The sequence below is a fragment of the Streptomyces sp. genome, from assembly GCF_031181555.1.
GTDB classification, from domain to species: domain Bacteria; phylum Actinomycetota; class Actinomycetes; order Streptomycetales; family Streptomycetaceae; genus Streptomyces; species Streptomyces fimbriatus.
In genome coordinates this window covers 65581-81121 of the sequence record NZ_JAPSKQ010000007.1, presented here as the reverse complement: position 1 = coordinate 81121, position 15541 = coordinate 65581, and the positions used below count along the sequence as shown (strand labels likewise).

Genomic DNA, 15541 nt, shown 5'->3' with positions numbered 1-15541 from the left:
GTACCTGGCGGTGGAGCAGCGCGGTCAGGCCCTCGTCGCCCAGACGCAGGACGGCCGTCGCGGTGTGCTCCAGGACACCTCGGGGATCCAGCGCGGCTGAAGTCCCGGCCCCCCTCCTCGCGGCCCCTCGCCCCTGCGGGCGGGGGGCCGTCGTCGTATCCGGGTTTCAACCGGGGTTCCGGGGCCAGACGGAAAGCATGTCCCCTCGATATCGCACTGGCTCCAACTCCGCGGGGACGGTCGTCGCGGTGATCGCGGACATCACGGCCGTCATCCTCGGACTGTGGATTCTGATGTACCTGCTGGACGCCAACCGGGCCAACGACCTGGTGCAGTTCGTCCACAACGCGGCCAACTGGCTGGCCGGCTGGTCGCGTGACCTGTTCACCTTCGACGAGGCGTGGGCGCGGGTGGTCGCCGGCTACGGACTCGCCGCGGTCGTCTACCTCTTCATCGGCCACGCCATCGCGGGCCGCCTGCGCCGCCACTGAACCGGTCCCCGACCGGCCCCGCACACCCCGGCCCGGCGGGCCGGCCCACCGCTCCTCAGACCAGGGCGCAGCAGTCCGGGTCGAGGCCCCGGGGCAGGTGGCCGCCGCCGAACACCGCGCAGGTGGCCTCGTGGCCGCCGAGTGCGGCGACGGCGAGCAGCAGGGAGCCGGCCGTCCAGGTGGTCAGCTCGCGCGGCCAGATCGCGTCGTCGTCGAAGACATAGCCCGTCCAGTACAGGCCGGTCTCCGGATCGCGCAGGTGCTGGATCGACTGGAGCACGTCCAGCGCGCGGTCGGACTCGCCCATCGCCCACAGGGCCAGGGCGAGTTCGGCCGACTCGCCGCCGGTCACCCACGGGTTGGGCACCACGCAGCGCACCCCGAGGCCGGGGACGACGAAACGGTCCCAGCCCTCCTCGATGCGGGCCTTGGCCTCGGCACCGGTGAGCGCGCCGCCGAGCACCGGGTAGTACCAGTCCATCGAGTAGCGGTCCTTGTCCAGGAACCGCTCCGGGTGGTGCCGTATCGCGTGCCGGAGCGCGCCCGCCGCCAACTCCCAGTCGGGCTGCGGCTCTTCGCGCTGCTCGGCGACGGCCAGCGCACAGCGCAGCGCGTGGTGGACGGAGGAGGAGCCGGTGAGCAGCGCGTCCGCGGTGGCCGTGCCGTCGTCGTCGCGCCGCCAGCCGATCTGCCCGCCGGGCTGCTGCAGCCGCAGCACGAACTCCACCGCCGCGTACACCACCGGCCACATGCGGTCCAGGAAGGTGTCGTCGCCGGTGGAGAGGTAGTGGTGCCAGACGCCGACGGCGACGTAGGCGACGAAGTTGGTCTCGCGGCCCCGGTCGGTGACGTCGCCCGGGTCGCCGTCGGCGTAGGCGGCGTACCAGGAGCCGTCCTCGTTCTGGTGCCGTGCCAGCCACAGGTAGGCCCGTTCGGCGGCCTCGTGCTCGCCGGCCGTGTCCAGTGCCATCGCGGCCTCGACGTGGTCCCAGGGGTCCAGGTGGTGCCCGCGGAACCACGGGATCGCGCCGTCCTCCCGCTGCACGGCGAGGATGCCCGCGACGGTCGCGGCGGCCTGCTCCGCGGTGAGGACCCCGGGCAGGACGAGGTGTTCCGTCCGAGGGCTCCGGGAAGTCGTCACGTGGCGTCCGCCTCGGCCTCGGCGCGCGGCAGGTGCGGCTTGGTCGCGTACGCCACGAAGCTCTTGCCGATCACCGGGTTCAGCGCCCGCTCGGCGACCCGGGTGGCCAGCGGCTTCTTCATGATGTCCCAGACCAGCAGCTTGTGGTACGCCCGCACCGGCAGCGCCTTGTCGTTGTCCACGCCGAACGCGCACTTCAGCCACCAGTACGGCGAGTGCAGCGCGTGCGCGTGGTGGGTGCCGTAGGGGCGCAGGCCGGCCTCGCGGATCTTCGCCAGCAGCTCGTCGGCCCGGTAGATGCGGATGTGGCCGCCCTCGACCTCGTGGTAGGCGTCGGACAGCGTCCAGCACACCTTCTCCGGGCCGTAGCGCGGGACGGTGATCGCGATCCGGCCGCCGGGCCTGAGGACGCGCACCATCTCCGCGAGGACGCCCTTGTCGTCCGGGATGTGCTCCATCACCTCGGAGATGATCACGACGTCGAAGGACTCGTCGGGGAAGGGCAGGGCGAGGGCGTCGCCCTCCATGGCGGTCGCGGTGGCCCCGGCGGGCGCCTCCCCGGCCTCCTTCATCGCCGCGAACCACTTGGCGACCTCGCGGATCTCCTCGCCGTTCCGGTCCAGCGCCACGACCCGCGCACCGCGCCGGTAGCACTCGAACGCGTGCCGGCCGGCCCCGCAGCCGAGGTCCAGGACACGGTCGCCCGGGGCGAGCGGGAACCGGGAGAAGTCGACGGTCAGCACGTGGCCCTGCTTTCGCGGTCTGAGGTTTCGGCGGTGGTCACGGATACGGCGCCGGTGTCCGCGGGGGTGCCGGCGGCGGCGTCCGCGAGGGCCGCGGAGCGGCCGGGAGGCGTGGTCGCGGGGCGGTCGTGGCCTGCCGCGGAGCGGCGCCGGACCGTGCCCGCGGCGCGGGTGTCCGCGGCGTCGCGGCCCGCGAGGGCGATCGCCTCGCGGTAGCGGGCCACCGTGCCCTGTGCCGCCCGCGCCCACGTGAAGTGCCGCAGCACCCGTTCCCGGCCGGCCGCCCCGAGGCGCGCACGCAGTTCCGCGTCGCCCAGCAGCCTGGTCAGCCCAGCGGCCAGCGCCTCCGCGTCACCGGGCGGCACGGCGAGGCACGTCTCCCCGTCGCGGCCGGCGACCTCGGGGATCGCGCCGCCGGTCGTGGCGAGCAGCGGGGTGCCCGTGGCCATCGCCTCGGCGGCCGGGAGCGAGAAGCCCTCGTAGAGCGACGGCACGCACGCGACCTGGGCCGAGCGCACGAGGTCGACGAGTTCCGCGTCCGAGATGCCCTTGACGAACTCGACGGCGCCCTCCAGCCCGTACCGCTCCATCGCCTGGGCGACGGGCCCCTCCGCGGGCCGCTTGCCGACCACGACGAGGTGGGCCCCGGGATGCTCGGCGCGGACCTTCGCCAGCGCCTCGACGAGGAAGACCAGGCCCTTGAGCGGCACGTCCGCGCTGGACGTGGTCACGATCCGGCCCGGTACCACCGGCACCGACGGGTCCGGCGCGAACAGGTCGGTGTCGGCGCCGATGTGGACGACGTGGATCCGGTCCTGCCGTACGCCGAGGTGGTCGACGATCTCCTGGCGGGAGGTGCCGGAGACGGTGAGCACGGACGGCAGGCGGCGCGCCACCCGCTTCTGCATCCGCGTGAAGGCGTACCAGCGGCGCACCGAGTACCGGCGCTGCCAGCCCTCGGCGGCGTCCAGCTCCAGCTGCCGGTCGACGGTGATGGGGTGGTGGATGGTGGTCACCAGGGGCGCGCCGACGTCGCCGAGCAGGCCGTAGCCGAGCGTCTGGTTGTCGTGGACGACGTCGAAGTCGCCGCGCCGGGCGCGCAGATGGCGGCGGGCGCGCAGGGAGAACGTCAGCGGCTCGGGGAAGCCGCCGGTCCACATCGTGCCGACCTCGAGCGCGTCGATCCAGTCGCGGTACTCGTCGCGCTTCGGGGTGCGGAAGGGGTCCGGCTGGCGGTAGAGGTCGAGGCTGGGCAGCTCGGTGAGGCTCAGCCCGTCGTACCCCTCGTCGAGGACGGGGTAGGGCTGGGCGCCGATGACCTCGACCCGGTGCCCGAGGCGGGCGAGTTCGCGCGAGAGGTGGCGTACGTAGACGCCCTGCCCGCCGCAGAACGGGTTTCCCTTGTAGGTGAGGAGTGCGATGCGGAGCGGTCGCAAGCCGTCGGATGCGGGCCCTTCCGAGGGCCCGGCCTGACTGGCCTCAGCGGTCACTCTGGGCCCCCTTCTCCCTGCACTGTCCCGCGAGACTACGCCGGGACGCTCATCTAGAACAAGTTTCAGAGTTGATCGTTCAGAGGCTCCGAATCTACCGGCAGGTAAGGGCGCTGTGAGCAGTTGATCAGGTGATTCACGCCACGACGGACGGCGTGCCATGCTGTCTGATCATTCACCCTCACCGACTGTCACGGACGGGACCCATGCCCGCGGAAGCCAACAGGGACAAGGCGGACCAGGCGGCGAAGACGGAAGCCGGCGCCCCGCGCACCACCCCGTCCTCACCGCTCACCGAGCGGCAGGAGGCGCGCCGGCGCCGCATCCTGCACGCGAGCGCGCAGCTGGCCGGCCGGGGCGGCTTCGACGCGGTGCAGATGCGCGAGGTCGCGGAGTCCTCCCAGGTGGCGCTCGGCACGCTGTACCGCTACTTCCCGTCCAAGGTCCATCTGCTGGTCGCCACGATGCAGGACCAGCTGGAACGCCTGCACGGCACCCTGCGGAAGAAGCCGCCGACCGGCGAGACCGCGGCCGAACGGGCCGCCGAGACCCTGATGCGGGCCTTCCGCGCGCTCCAGCGCGAGCCGCACCTGGCCGACGCCATGGTGCGCGCCCTGACCTTCGCGGACCGCAGCGCGAGCCCGGAGGTCGACCAGGTCTCCCGGCAGACCACGGCGATCATCCTGGACGCCGCGGGCCTCACCGACCCCACGCCCGACCAGCTCGCCGCGGTCCGCGTCATCGGGCACACCTGGCACTCGACCCTGATCGCCTGGCTCTCGGGCCGCGCCTCCATCGCCCAGGTGAGGATCGACATCGAGATGGCGTGCCGCCTGATGGACCTGACGGCCCCGGAGGGGACCGACACCCCCCGAAACTTTCGGTGACCTCTCGTCAGCACACACCCCTTCAGCACCGTTAGCACTTCAGCCATACCGGCCCCGGTCGCGCACGAACGGTTGACCACTCCCCCAACCCTCCGTATGGTCTCCGCATCCATTCGGAATCGAGTCCGAAACTTTCGAATCACCAGCACGGCAGACGATCCCAGCCCTCCGCACCGCGGGACCCCACCGGAAAAGGGATGACATGCTCATGATCAAAAGCAGAGCCGGATCCAGAGCCACGAGGGGCGGCGGCCGCCTGCGCGCCGTCCTGGGCGTCACCACCACCGCCCTGCTCACCGTCACCGCGCTCGCGGCACTCCCCCAGACCGCCCACGCCGCCGACACCCTGGGCGCGGCGGCCGCCGAGAAGGGCCGCTACTTCGGTGCCGCGGTCGCCGCGCACCGCCTGAGCGAAGCCCAGTACGTCTCCACGCTGAACACCGAGTTCAACTCGGTGACCCCCGAGAACGAGATGAAGTGGGACGCCCTCGAGCCGAGCCGCGGCTCCTTCAACTTCAGCTCGGCCGACCGGATCGTGAACCACGCCCAGAGCCGGGGCATGGACGTCCGCGGGCACACCCTGGTGTGGCACTCCCAGCTGCCGAGCTGGGTCTCCGGGCTCGGCGCCGCCGACCTGCGGACGGCCATGAACAACCACATCACCGAGGTGATGACCCACTACAAGGGCGAGATCCACTCCTGGGACGTGGTCAACGAGGCGTTCCAGGACGGCGGCAGCGGCGCCCGGCGCAGCTCGCCCTTCCAGGACAAGCTCGGCAACGGCTTCATCGAGGAGGCCTTCCGCACCGCCCGCGCGGCCGACCCGGACGCCAAGCTCTGCTACAACGACTACAACACCGACGGCGTCAACGCGAAGAGCAATGCCGTCTACACCATGGTCAAGGACTTCAAGTCCCGCGGCGTGCCGATCGACTGCGTCGGCTTCCAGTCCCACTTCAACAGCGCCTCCCCGGTCCCCTCCGACTACCAGGCCAACCTCCAGCGCTTCGCCGACCTCGGGGTCGAGGTGCAGATCACCGAGCTGGACATCGAGGGTTCGGGCACGACCCAGGCCACCCACTACGGCAACGTCGTGAAGGCCTGCCTGGCGGTGACGCGCTGCACCGGCATCACGGTGTGGGGCATCCCGGACAAGTACTCGTGGCGGGCGAGCGGGACGCCGCTGCTGTTCGACGACAACTACAACAAGAAGCCCGCCTACCACGCCGTGCTGAGCGCGCTCGGCGGCACCTCCGGCGGCGGCCCCGGCGGCCCGGGCACCCCGGGTGCGGCCTGCACCGCCACCTACACCACGGCGGAGGACTGGGGCGGTGGCTACAACGGCAAGGTGACCGTCACGGCGGGCAGTTCGCCGATCAGCAACTGGAGCGTGAACGTCACGCTGACGGCCCCCCAGAAGGTCGTCTCGGTCTGGAACGGCACACCCGCCTGGGACAGCAGCGGCAACGTCATGACGGTGAAGTCCAGCTGGAACGGCACGCTGGCGGCCGGAGCCTCGACCAGCTTCGGGTTCACCGTGAACAGGAACGGCGGTTCGGCGCCCCCGCAGGTCGGCGCCTGCACGGCCTCCTGACCGGACCCCCGCCCCGGCCGGCCCGCATCCCCGCCGAGGGTGCGGGCCGGTCTCTCGTGGTGCCCGGCCGCGCGCAGCCGCCCCGTCCCACCGGCGGCGTGACCCCCGTCACCCCAGGAAGCCGCCCCTGGCCCCCTCCCTACGGGCGGGTAGAGTGACGGCGTCGTCATCACACCCGTACGGGGGGAAGCCGGTGCAATTCCGGCGCTGACCCGCAACCGTGAGCCGTCCCCGGGGACGGTCAGCCGGAACGCCCCGGACGGATCGTGACCGGCTCACGTGCCCGGCGCTCCGCCGGTGCACGGCACCGTCGAGGTATACGGAGCCGAGCCGCCGGGGTGTCCCGCGCTGCCCGGCCCTTCGCAGGGAGAGGCACCCGCCGATCATGAACGTCCGCCGCAGCGCAGCGGTCCTGGCCGCCGTCGCCGTGATCGGCGCCGCCGCACCGGCCGCCGCCGACCCGTCCCCCTCGCCGTCCCAGGCGCTCCCGTCCGCCCTGTACGGCGACGGCGACCCCCGGTACGACGGCGTCTGGCGCCAGTCGCTCGCCCTGCTCGCGCAGCACACGGTGGGCGTGGAGCCGCCGAAGCCGGCCGTCGACTGGCTGGCCGGGCAGCAGTGCGCCGACGGCTCCTTCGCCCCGTACCGCGCCGACCCCGCGAAGGCGTGCGACGCCGAGACGGCGGTCGACACCAACCAGACCGCCGCCGCCGTCCAGGCCCTCGCCGCGCTCGGCGGCCACGACGCCGTCACGGAGAAGGCCGTCGACTGGCTGAAGTCCGTGCAGAACGAGGACGGCGGCTGGGGCTACACGGCGGGCGGCGCCAGCGACACCAACTCCACCTCCGTCGTCATCGGCGCGCTGGCCGCCGCCGGCGAGAAGCCGGCCGACGTGCAGAAGGACGGCAGGTCCCCCTACGACGCCCTGCTGAAGCTGGCGCTCCCGTGCGACGCCGACGGCGCGGGCGCCTTCGCCTTCCAGCCGGACAAGAAGGGCGAGCTGGCCGCCAACGCGGACGCGACGGCGGCGGGCGTCCTCGGCTCGCTCGGCAAGGGCCTGGTGACCGGACCCGGAAAGGGCGCGACGGCGGAGGCCGGCTGCGAGGAGGCCGAAACCCCCGAGCAGGCCGCCGCCAACGGTGCCGCCCACCTCACGGAGGCCCTCGCCGAGGACGGCCACCTCACCTCCGCCCTCGCCGGCGCCGAGGACCAGCCCGACTACGGCAACACCGCCGACGCGGTCGTCGCGCTCGCCGCGCAGGGCGCCACCGGACCGGCGCGAAAGTCCCTGGCCTGGCTGGAGGAGAACGCCGCCGACTGGGCCGCCCGGAGCGGTCCCGCCGCCTACGCCCAGCTGATCTTCGCGGCCCACGCCACCGGCGCCGACCCGCGCGGCTTCGGCGGCACGGACCTGGTGAAGCAGCTGACGGCCACCGGCCCGTCCGCCCCCGAGCAGGCCACCCAGGCGACGAACGGCGAGGAAGACAAGGAAAAGAAGGACGAATCGGACTCCGGTTTCGGCGTCTGGTGGTTCGTCGGCGTCTGCCTGGTCGCCGGTATCGGCATCGGCTTCCTGATCAGCGGCCGCGCGAAGAGGCAGCAGCCGTGATACGCCGCACCGTCGTCCTGCTCCTGGCCGCGCTCCTGCCGCTGTCGGCGGGCGCGGGCCAGGCGCAGGCCGCCGGCTACCGCTACTGGTCCTTCTGGGAGCGCGACGGCGGGGCGTGGACGTACGCCACCCAGGGCCCGTCCCTCGTCCGCCCCTCCGACGGCGACGTCCAGGGCTTCCGCTTCTCCGTCAGCGAGGACTCCGCCGACGCGGCGAAGCCCCGCGGCACCGCCGACTTCGCCACCCTCTGCGCCGGGACCCCGCCGCGGGACGGCAAGAAGCGCGTGGCTCTGGTCATCGACTTCGGTACGCCCGCCGACGCCCCCTCCGGCGAGACCCCGCCCGCGGGCCGCACGGCCTGCGCCCGGGTCTCCCCGGACGCGACGACCGCCGAGGCCCTGGCCTCCGTCGCGGGGCCCCTGCGCTACGACGCCGACGCCCTGCTGTGCGCGATCGCGGGATACCCGGAGAAGGGCTGCGGGGAGCAGGTGGCGGGGGGCGAGAAGTCCGTGCCCGCGGAAAAGGGGAGCAAGGCGACCGACGACGGCCCGTCCCTGGGCCTCGTCGCCGGAATCGCCGTGGTGGTGCTCCTGGGTGCAGCAGCGGCCTGGCAGGTACGCCGCCGTGCGTAGGTGCGGGCAGTCGCGCCTCCCCCGGAGCCCGGAAGGGCCCGGGAGGCACCCCCGGGGCGGCGCGGGCGGGCGACGGGGGTCCCCCCGCCCGAGCGAAGCCGAGGGCGGGGGAGGCACCCGGCAAGCGCGGGTGAGCGCCCCCACCACCCGCCACCGGCACCGCGCATCCGTGCACCCCGGCGCCTGGTGGCTGTGGGCCCTCGCCCTCGGCACCGCCGCCACCCGCACCACCAACCCCCTCCTCCTCGCCCTGCTCATCACCGTCTCGGCGTACGTCGTGGCGACCCGCCGCCCGAACGCGCCCTGGGCCCGTTCCTACGGCGCGTTCGTCAAGCTCGCCCTCGCCGTGCTGCTCGTCCGCCTCCTCTTCGCGGTCGTCCTCGGCTCCCCCGTCCCCGGTACGCACGTGATCGTCCACCTCCCCGAAGTCCCGCTCCCCGACTGGGCGCAGGGCATCCGCCTCGGCGGCCGGGTCACCGCCGAGGCCCTCACGTTCGCCCTGTACGACGGCCTGAAACTCGCCACGCTGCTCATCTGCGTGGGCGCCGCGAACGCCCTCGCCAACCCCTCCCGCCTGCTCAAGTCCCTCCCCGGCGCCCTGTACGAGACGGGCGTGGCCGTCGTCGTGGCGCTGACCTTCGCCCCGAACCTCATCGCCGACGTCCAGCGCCTGCGCGCCGCCCGCCGACTGCGCGGCCGTCCCGACAAGGGCCTGCGCGGCCTCCTGCACGTCGGACTCCCGGTCCTGGAGGGCGCGTTGGAGCGTTCCGTCGCCCTCGCCGCCGCGATGGACGCCCGCGGCTACGGCCGCAGCGCCGAGGTCCCGACGGCCGTCCGCCGCACCACCGCCGCCCTCACCCTGGGCGGCCTGCTCGGCGTCTGTGCCGGAACGTACGGGCTGCTCACCGCCGAGGGCGGCACCTACGGCCTCCCCGTCCTCCTCGCCGGCCTCGCCGCCGCCCTCGCGGGCCTGTGGCTGGGCGGCCGGCGCTCCCTGCGCACCCGCTACCGCCCCGACCGCTGGGACGCCCGCGCCTGGCTGGTCACCGGTTCGGGCGCGGCGGTCGCGGCGCTGCTGACCCTCGCCGCCGGCCGCGACCCGGCGGCCCTGCACCCCGGCGTGGTCCCGCTCGTCGCCCCCGCCCTCCCCCTGTGGCCCGCGGCGGCCGTCCTGATCGGCCTGCTCCCCGCCTTCGTCACCCCCGCCCCCGAGGGCGTCATCCGCAAGGAGCCGTCGTGATCCGCTTCGAGAACGTGTCGGTGACGTACGACGGCGCCGGCGAACCCGCGGTCCGGGACGTCGACTTCGAGGTCCCCGAGGGCGAACTGGTCCTCCTGGTGGGCCCGTCCGGTGTCGGCAAGTCCACCGTGCTGGGCGCGGTCAGCGGCCTGGTCCCGCACTTCACCGGCGGCACCCTGCACGGCAGGGTCACGGTCGCCGGCCGCGACACCCGCACCCACAAGCCGCGCGAACTGGCCGACGTGGTCGGGACCGTGGGCCAGGACCCGCTCTCCCACTTCGTGACGGACAGCGTCGAGGACGAACTCGCCTACGGCATGGAGTCGTTGGGCCTCCCTCCGGACGTGATGCGCCGCAGGGTCGAGGAGACCCTCGATCTGCTGGGCCTGGCCGGCCTGCGCGACCGCCCCCTCTCCGCCCTCTCCGGCGGCCAGCAGCAGCGGGTCGCCATCGGCTCGGTCCTCACCCCGCACCCACGGGTGCTGGTCCTGGACGAGCCGACCTCCGCGCTCGACCCGGCGGCGGCCGAGGAGGTGCTGGCGGTCCTCCAGCGACTGGTCCACGACCTGGGCACCACGGTCCTCCTGGCCGAGCACCGTCTGGAGCGCGTCGTCCAGTACGCCGACCGGGTGGTCCTGCTGCCCGGCCCCGGCGAGCGCCCCCTCCTCGGCACCCCGGCGGAGGTGATGGCGGTGTCCCCCGTCTTCCCCCCGGTGGTGGGCCTGGGCCGCCTGGCGGGCTGGTCCCCCCTGCCGCTCACGGTCCGGGACGCGCGCCGCAGGGCGGCTCCGCTGCGGGAGCGCCTGGCCGACCGGGAGCCTCGGCAGGACGCGGCCCCGGCCCCCGCGCCGCCCCCGGCCGGCAGGCGCCTGTTCCGGCGCGCGAAGCCGGACGCCACGCCCCCCGCGTACGTGGCCGAAGTCCGCTCCCTCGCCGTCCGCCGCGACCGCGTCCAGGCCCTGCGTCACGTCGACCTGACCGTCGTCCCCGGCGAGACCGTCGCCCTCATGGGCCGCAACGGCGCCGGGAAGTCGACGCTGCTCGGCGCGCTCGTCGGCCTCGTCGAACCGTCCGCCGGGTCGGTCCGCACCGGCGACGCGGTCCCCCACCGCACCCGCCCCCGCGACCTGGTCCGCCGCGTCGGCCTGGTCCCGCAGGAGCCGCGCGACCTGCTCTACGCCGACACGGTCGCCGCGGAGTGCGCGGCCGCCGACCAGGACGCGGGCGCGGAGCCGGGCACGTGCCGCGCCCTGCTGTCGGAGCTGCTTCCCGGCGTGGCCGACGACACCCACCCCCGCGACCTGTCCGAGGGTCAGCGCCTGACCCTCGCCCTGGCGGTGGTCCTGACCGCCCGCCCGCCCCTGCTCCTCCTGGACGAGCCGACCCGCGGCCTGGACTACGCGGCGAAGGCCCGCCTGGTGGCGATCCTGCGCGGGCTGGCCGCCGAGGGCCACGCCATCGTCATGGCCACGCACGACGTCGAACTGGCGGCGGAACTCGCCCACCGGGTGGTCCTGCTCGCCGAGGGCGAGGTGATCGCGGACGGTCCGGCGGCGGAGGTGGTCGTGGCGTCCCCGTCCTTCGCCCCGCAGGTGGCGAAGATCCTGGCCCCGCAGCGCTGGCTCACGGTCTCCCAGGTCCGGGCGGCCCTGTCATGAACACCAGCAGCACCGGCACCCAGCGCCAGGCCCGGGCCGTCCGCCTGGGCCCGCGCTCGCTGGCGGCCCTGGCCCTGGTGAGCGCGGTGGGCGTGGCCGGCTTCGGCTGGCCCTTCCTCGCCCCGCCCGCCTCCGCCCTGAACGCCCACGCCCAGGACGCGCCGTGGCTCTTCGCGGGCCTCCTCGTCCTGCTGGTCGCGGTCGTGGCGGCGACGATCGCGGAGTCCGGGCTCGGCCCGAAGGCGGTGGCGATGCTCGGCGTCCTGGCGGCGACGGGCGCGGCGCTGCGCCCCCTCGGCGCCGGAACGGCCGGCCTGGAGCCCATGTTCTTCCTCATGGTCCTCAGCGGCCGGGTCCTCGGCCCGGGCTTCGGCTTCGTCCTCGGCTCGGTGACGATGTTCGCGTCCGCCCTGCTCACCGGCGGGGTCGGCCCGTGGCTCCCGTTCCAGATGCTGGCGATGGGCTGGTTCACCATGGGCGCGGGCCTGCTGCCGGGCCCGCACCGCCTGCGCGGCCGCGCCGAGCTCCTCATGCTGGCGGCGTACGGCTTCCTGGCGGCCTTCGCCTACGGCACGGTGATGAACATGGCGGGCTGGCCCTTCATGTCCGCCCTCGCCTCGAACATCTCCTTCGACCCGGACGCGGCGGTCCCCGCGAACCTGGCCCGTTTCCTGGCCTACTGCCTGGCCACCTCCCTCGGCTGGGACCTGGGCCGGGCGCTGGTCACGGTCGCCCTGACCCTCACCCTCGGCGCCCCGGTCCTCAGGGCCCTGCGCCGCGCCACCCGGAGGGCGGCTTTCGAGGCGCCGGTCACCTTCTCCCCTCCCCCTCGGTGAGGCTCCGCGCGCGGTCCGTCACCAGGACGGTGAACCACCCCACATGACGCGGATCACGTACGAAGCAGGACCGTAGCCACGGCGCGCCGGCCGACCCCGCCGCCGCCGCGCCGACCCGGGCGCCACGGCCCCCGGCGCGCGCGACCGCGCCCCCCGACATGCGACCGCGGGTAGTAAAAGGGACCTTTGCGGCAAAGCCCCGGATTTGTTTCTGTGGAGCGGTCGCCAGGCGCCGACGTGCCCTCACGGGCCGCGGCGCCGACGCATGCCCCGCCGCCCACCACGCGGCATCCGGCACGCGCACCGCGATCCCCTGCTCCCGACCGAAAGGCCGCCCGTGTCCGCCGTTTCCCTCCTCCGCACCCTCGCCGCCCCGAAGAAGGCCGTCGCCGGCGCCGCCCTCGCCGCCGCCACCTGCGGCACGCTGATCGCCGCCGCACCCGCCCAGGCCGCGCCGACGGCGGCCACCTCGGCCCAGGCGACCGCGAAGAAGATGATCGGCGACTCGGCGCAGTACGAGTGCTTCGCGAAGATCGTCCAGCACGAGAGCAACTGGGACGTGAACGCCACCAACGCCTCCAGCGGCGCCTACGGCCTGGTCCAGGCCCTGCCGGCCGGCAAGATGGCCTCGGCCGGCTCCGACTGGAGGACCAACCCCGCCACCCAGATCGAGTGGGGCCTGGACTACATGAAGGACCGCTACGGCAGCCCCTGCGGCGCCTGGGCCTTCTGGCAGGCCAACAACTGGTACTGATCCGGGCTCTCCCCACCCCCATACCGAAGGCGGCGGCCCCCTGATCCCCGGGGCCGCCGCCTTCGCCGTTCCCGAACGATCTCAGCGCTCGAGATCGAGCACGGGCACACCGCGCCCCCGGTACGCCTGCGCGTCCACCGTGGCGACGAGCGCGCCGGCGCCCCACTCGGGCAGATGCCGGGCCGCGTGGATCGCGGCGCCGATCCCGGGCTGCACACCGTCACGACGCATCGCGGCAACCGCCAGCACGGCGGGGTAGTCCAGATCGACGATGTGCAGCACCTCCAACTGCCCCACGTGCTCGGCGGTCCCGAGCCGTTCGCGGTCGGCCTCCAGGACCGAGAGCGCCGGCACCCACAGACGGGTCTCCGTCTCGAAGTGGGCGCGGTGGACGAGTGCCGACACCTGCCGGTTGCCGCCGAGCGCCAGCAGAGTCGGCGCGTCGAGGACGAGGTGGTGCAGGATCACGCGGCGCCCTCGCCCTGCTGCCGGGCGAACGCCTCCCGGAGCCTGCGTCCCATGGCCGCGCTCTCCTCGTCGCTCACCTCGACACCGAAGTGCTCCGCGAGATAGGCCCGGGTCCGCTCCGCCCGTTCCCGGCGTTCCTCCTCGGTCAACGTCGACTCCGCGAACTCCTGCACCAGCATCCGGATCGACGTCCCCCGGGACTCCGCAATCACCGCCAGCCGGTCCCGCACCTCGGCAGGCACCCGAATCATCGCATCAGCCATGCGGGGAGTATACGCTCGCGTATACACTCCGGTGAGGGTGCGGTGCCCTCGAACGGGTCCGGGCTCGTGAAGACCGTGTGATCCGAGGTGCACGGCGGAAGTCCGGGAGTGCGGCGGCCGTGGGGCCGCTTGCCCGTCAACCGCCTCAGGAGCGCCCCGCGGTAAACGCCCCCGCCGCGTTCCACGTCTTCGCAACCGTGCCCCCTGCCGAACTCACCCTGATCCAGCGGACGGACACGGCCCTTCAGCGGAAGCACACCCTCCGCACGCTGTACCGGCGTCACCGCGTCCCCCTTCTCGCGACCCTCTCCACGCTCCCCCTGTACGCCCTCTGGTGGGGCTGCCTCGCCACCGGCGGCGGAGACCTCGCCGCTCAGGAGGCCTGGGCCCACTTCGCCGCCCGGCACGGGAATTCCGCGTACAACCTCTTCTGGTACGGCGGGATGCACACCGCCAACTACAGCCTCGTCTCGCCGTACCTGATGGCCGCCCTCGGGGTGCGGACCCTCACCGTCGTCTCCGGGATCACCGCCTCCTGGCTGGCCGCCGCACTGATCCGGCGCGCGCGGCTCCGAAGCCCCCTCGCCCCCGCTCTCCTCGCCTCCCTCGCCCTCTGGTGCAACGTCGCCTCCGGGCGCACCACCTTCGCCCTCGGTGTCGCCTTCGGGCTCGCCGCCTGTCTTCTCCTCACCCGGCAGAAACGTCTCGTCCTCGCCGGCGCCTACGCCGCCCTCGCCACCACGGCGTCCCCGGTCGCCGGGCTGTTCCTCGCCGTCATCGGCGCCGGGTTCCTGCTCGGCAGGCGGCCGGCGCCCGCCGCGGCCCTGCTCCTCCCGCCCGCCCTCGTCGTCGGGGCGACCGGTCTGCTCTTCCCCTTCACCGGGGAGCAGCCCATGCCCGCTCCCCGAATATGGCCCCCCGTCCTCCTCGGTCTCGCCGTCGCCGCGCTCGCCCCGCCCGCCTGGCGGGTGGCCCGCCGGAGCGGGGTCGTCTACGCGGCCGGGACCGTGCTCGCCCATCTCGTTCCCTCCCCCGTCGGCACGAACGTGGAGCGCTTCGCCGAGTACGCCGCGCCCGTCGTGCTCCTCGCCGCCCTGCTCGCCCAGCCGCAATCACGCGCCCTGCGCCGCACTCTGCTCGTCGCCGTCCTCGTCTTCTCCGTCGGCTGGCTCGGGAAGAAGACCGCCGACGACCTGCGGGAGTACACCGCCGTCCCGGCCTGGGCCACCCACACCCACGGTGTCGTACGGGCCCTCGACGGACTCGGCGCCGACCGGTCCCGGGTCGAGGCCGTGCCCGCGCGCGATCACCGGGAGGCGGTCGTCCTCGCGCCGCACGTCCACCTCGCGCGCGGCTGGAACCGTCAGCTCGACGTGGAGCGGGCCCGGCTCTTCTACGACGGTTCCTTCTCCGCCGCCACCTACCGGGAGTGGCTGGACAAGTGGGCGGTCGGGTTCGTCGTGCTGCCGCGCGGCAAGCCGGACGGGTTCGCCGAGGAGGAGGCCCGGCTCCTGCGGGACGCCCGGACCCGTCCCGACTGGCTTCTGCCCGTCTGGCGCGACGCCCACTGGGAGGTGTTCCGCGTGCGGGACGCCGTGCCGCTCGTCTCCGCGCCCGGGACCGTCGTGCGGACCTCCGGTGCCGAGGTCGTGCTGCGCGTGTCCCGGCCGGGGCCGGTGACCGTGCGGATCGCGTACTCGCCCTGGCTGCGCAGCGACGGCGGGTGCCTGAGCCG

The 15541-nt window shown here is 74.1% G+C and carries 15 protein-coding genes and 1 riboswitch; of the genes, 10 read left to right on the top strand and 5 right to left on the bottom strand.

Annotated elements, in window-relative coordinates; translation table 11 throughout:
- Nucleotides 1-197 precede the first annotated feature (197 nt).
- Nucleotides 198-491 carry a hypothetical protein gene (locus RIM90_RS03160; RefSeq protein ID WP_309058958.1) on the top strand — a complete coding sequence of 98 codons (294 nt, stop codon included), beginning with the start codon at nt 198-200 and terminating at the stop codon, nt 489-491.
- Between the two features lie 55 nt (nt 492-546).
- Here the strand turns inward: RIM90_RS03160 and RIM90_RS03155 are convergent, their stop codons facing one another.
- The 3 genes from RIM90_RS03155 to RIM90_RS03145 are packed head-to-tail and all read right to left on the bottom strand — an operon-like array spanning nt 547 to nt 3865.
- Nucleotides 547-1632 carry a terpene cyclase/mutase family protein gene (locus RIM90_RS03155; RefSeq protein ID WP_309058957.1) on the bottom strand — a complete coding sequence of 362 codons (1086 nt, stop codon included), beginning with the start codon at nt 1630-1632 and terminating at the stop codon, nt 547-549.
- Complete coding sequence (locus tag RIM90_RS03150) at nt 1629-2375, bottom strand: methyltransferase domain-containing protein (RefSeq protein WP_309058956.1); 747 nt, start codon at nt 2373-2375, stop codon at nt 1629-1631. The genes RIM90_RS03155 and RIM90_RS03150 overlap by 4 nt, the downstream gene beginning before the upstream one ends.
- Entirely contained in the window at nt 2369-3865 is a 1497-nt protein-coding gene (locus RIM90_RS03145) for a glycosyltransferase family 4 protein (RefSeq protein WP_309058955.1), read from the bottom strand. The genes RIM90_RS03150 and RIM90_RS03145 overlap by 7 nt, the downstream gene beginning before the upstream one ends.
- 206 nt (nt 3866-4071) lie before the next feature.
- Here RIM90_RS03145 and RIM90_RS03140 point away from each other — a divergent pair, with 206 nt between their 5' ends.
- From RIM90_RS03140 to RIM90_RS03105, 8 genes are all read left to right on the top strand, one after another.
- Nucleotides 4072-4752, top strand: coding sequence for a TetR family transcriptional regulator (locus RIM90_RS03140; RefSeq protein WP_309058954.1), 681 nt, complete (start codon nt 4072-4074; stop codon nt 4750-4752).
- Between the two features lie 202 nt (nt 4753-4954).
- Nucleotides 4955-6346, top strand: coding sequence for an endo-1,4-beta-xylanase (locus RIM90_RS03135; protein WP_309058953.1), 1392 nt, complete (start codon nt 4955-4957; stop codon nt 6344-6346).
- 183 nt (nt 6347-6529) lie between these two features.
- Nucleotides 6530-6602: riboswitch (cobalamin riboswitch) on the top strand.
- Between the two features lie 129 nt (nt 6603-6731).
- Complete coding sequence (locus RIM90_RS03130; protein ID WP_309058952.1) at nt 6732-7955, top strand: terpene cyclase/mutase family protein; 1224 nt, start codon at nt 6732-6734, stop codon at nt 7953-7955.
- A complete protein-coding gene (locus tag RIM90_RS03125; protein ID WP_309058951.1) occupies nt 7952-8587 on the top strand; it encodes an SCO2322 family protein in 636 nt (211 codons plus the stop codon). The genes RIM90_RS03130 and RIM90_RS03125 overlap by 4 nt, the downstream gene beginning before the upstream one ends.
- 130 nt (nt 8588-8717) lie before the next feature.
- Nucleotides 8718-9827, top strand: coding sequence for an energy-coupling factor transporter transmembrane component T (locus RIM90_RS03120; RefSeq protein ID WP_309058950.1), 1110 nt, complete (start codon nt 8718-8720; stop codon nt 9825-9827).
- On the top strand, nt 9824-11485 hold the full coding sequence (locus RIM90_RS03115; RefSeq protein WP_309058949.1) for an ATP-binding cassette domain-containing protein: 1662 nt from the start codon (nt 9824-9826) through the stop codon (nt 11483-11485). The genes RIM90_RS03120 and RIM90_RS03115 overlap by 4 nt, the downstream gene beginning before the upstream one ends.
- A complete protein-coding gene (locus RIM90_RS03110) occupies nt 11482-12321 on the top strand; it encodes an ECF transporter S component (RefSeq protein ID WP_309058948.1) in 840 nt (279 codons plus the stop codon). Before RIM90_RS03115 ends, RIM90_RS03110 begins: the two co-directional genes overlap by 4 nt.
- Nucleotides 12322-12658: 337 nt before the next feature.
- Complete coding sequence (locus RIM90_RS03105) at nt 12659-13075, top strand: transglycosylase SLT domain-containing protein (RefSeq protein WP_309058947.1); 417 nt, start codon at nt 12659-12661, stop codon at nt 13073-13075.
- 81 nt (nt 13076-13156) lie between these two features.
- On the opposite strand, the gene RIM90_RS03100 is transcribed toward RIM90_RS03105, so the two are convergent.
- Both RIM90_RS03100 and RIM90_RS03095 read right to left on the bottom strand, forming a co-directional pair.
- Nucleotides 13157-13543: a hypothetical protein gene (locus tag RIM90_RS03100; RefSeq protein WP_309058946.1), complete on the bottom strand. Its 387-nt coding sequence runs from the start codon at nt 13541-13543 to the stop codon at nt 13157-13159.
- Nucleotides 13540-13806, bottom strand: coding sequence for a hypothetical protein (locus RIM90_RS03095; RefSeq protein ID WP_309058945.1), 267 nt, complete (start codon nt 13804-13806; stop codon nt 13540-13542). The genes RIM90_RS03100 and RIM90_RS03095 overlap by 4 nt, the downstream gene beginning before the upstream one ends.
- 197 nt (nt 13807-14003) lie before the next feature.
- On the opposite strand from RIM90_RS03095, the gene RIM90_RS03090 reads away from it, so the two are divergent.
- Nucleotides 14004-15541, top strand: a 1538-nt coding sequence (locus RIM90_RS03090) for a hypothetical protein (protein WP_309058944.1), incomplete at its 3' end; no start/stop codon positions are given.

What these genes read in the sequence shown, in the direction of transcription:
- RIM90_RS03160 (WP_309058958.1), top strand. Translation starts at nt 198, where the DNA reads ATGTCCCCTCGATATCGCACTGGCTCCAACTCCGCGGGGACGGTCGTC.
- RIM90_RS03140 (WP_309058954.1), top strand. Translation starts at nt 4,072, where the DNA reads ATGCCCGCGGAAGCCAACAGGGACAAGGCGGACCAGGCGGCGAAGACG.
- RIM90_RS03130 (WP_309058952.1), top strand. Translation starts at nt 6,732, where the DNA reads ATGAACGTCCGCCGCAGCGCAGCGGTCCTGGCCGCCGTCGCCGTGATC.
- RIM90_RS03095 (WP_309058945.1), bottom strand. Translation starts at nt 13,806, where the DNA reads ATGGCTGATGCGATGATTCGGGTGCCTGCCGAGGTGCGGGACCGGCTG.
- RIM90_RS03110 (WP_309058948.1), top strand. Translation starts at nt 11,482, where the DNA reads ATGAACACCAGCAGCACCGGCACCCAGCGCCAGGCCCGGGCCGTCCGC.
- RIM90_RS03135 (WP_309058953.1), top strand. Translation starts at nt 4,955, where the DNA reads ATGCTCATGATCAAAAGCAGAGCCGGATCCAGAGCCACGAGGGGCGGC.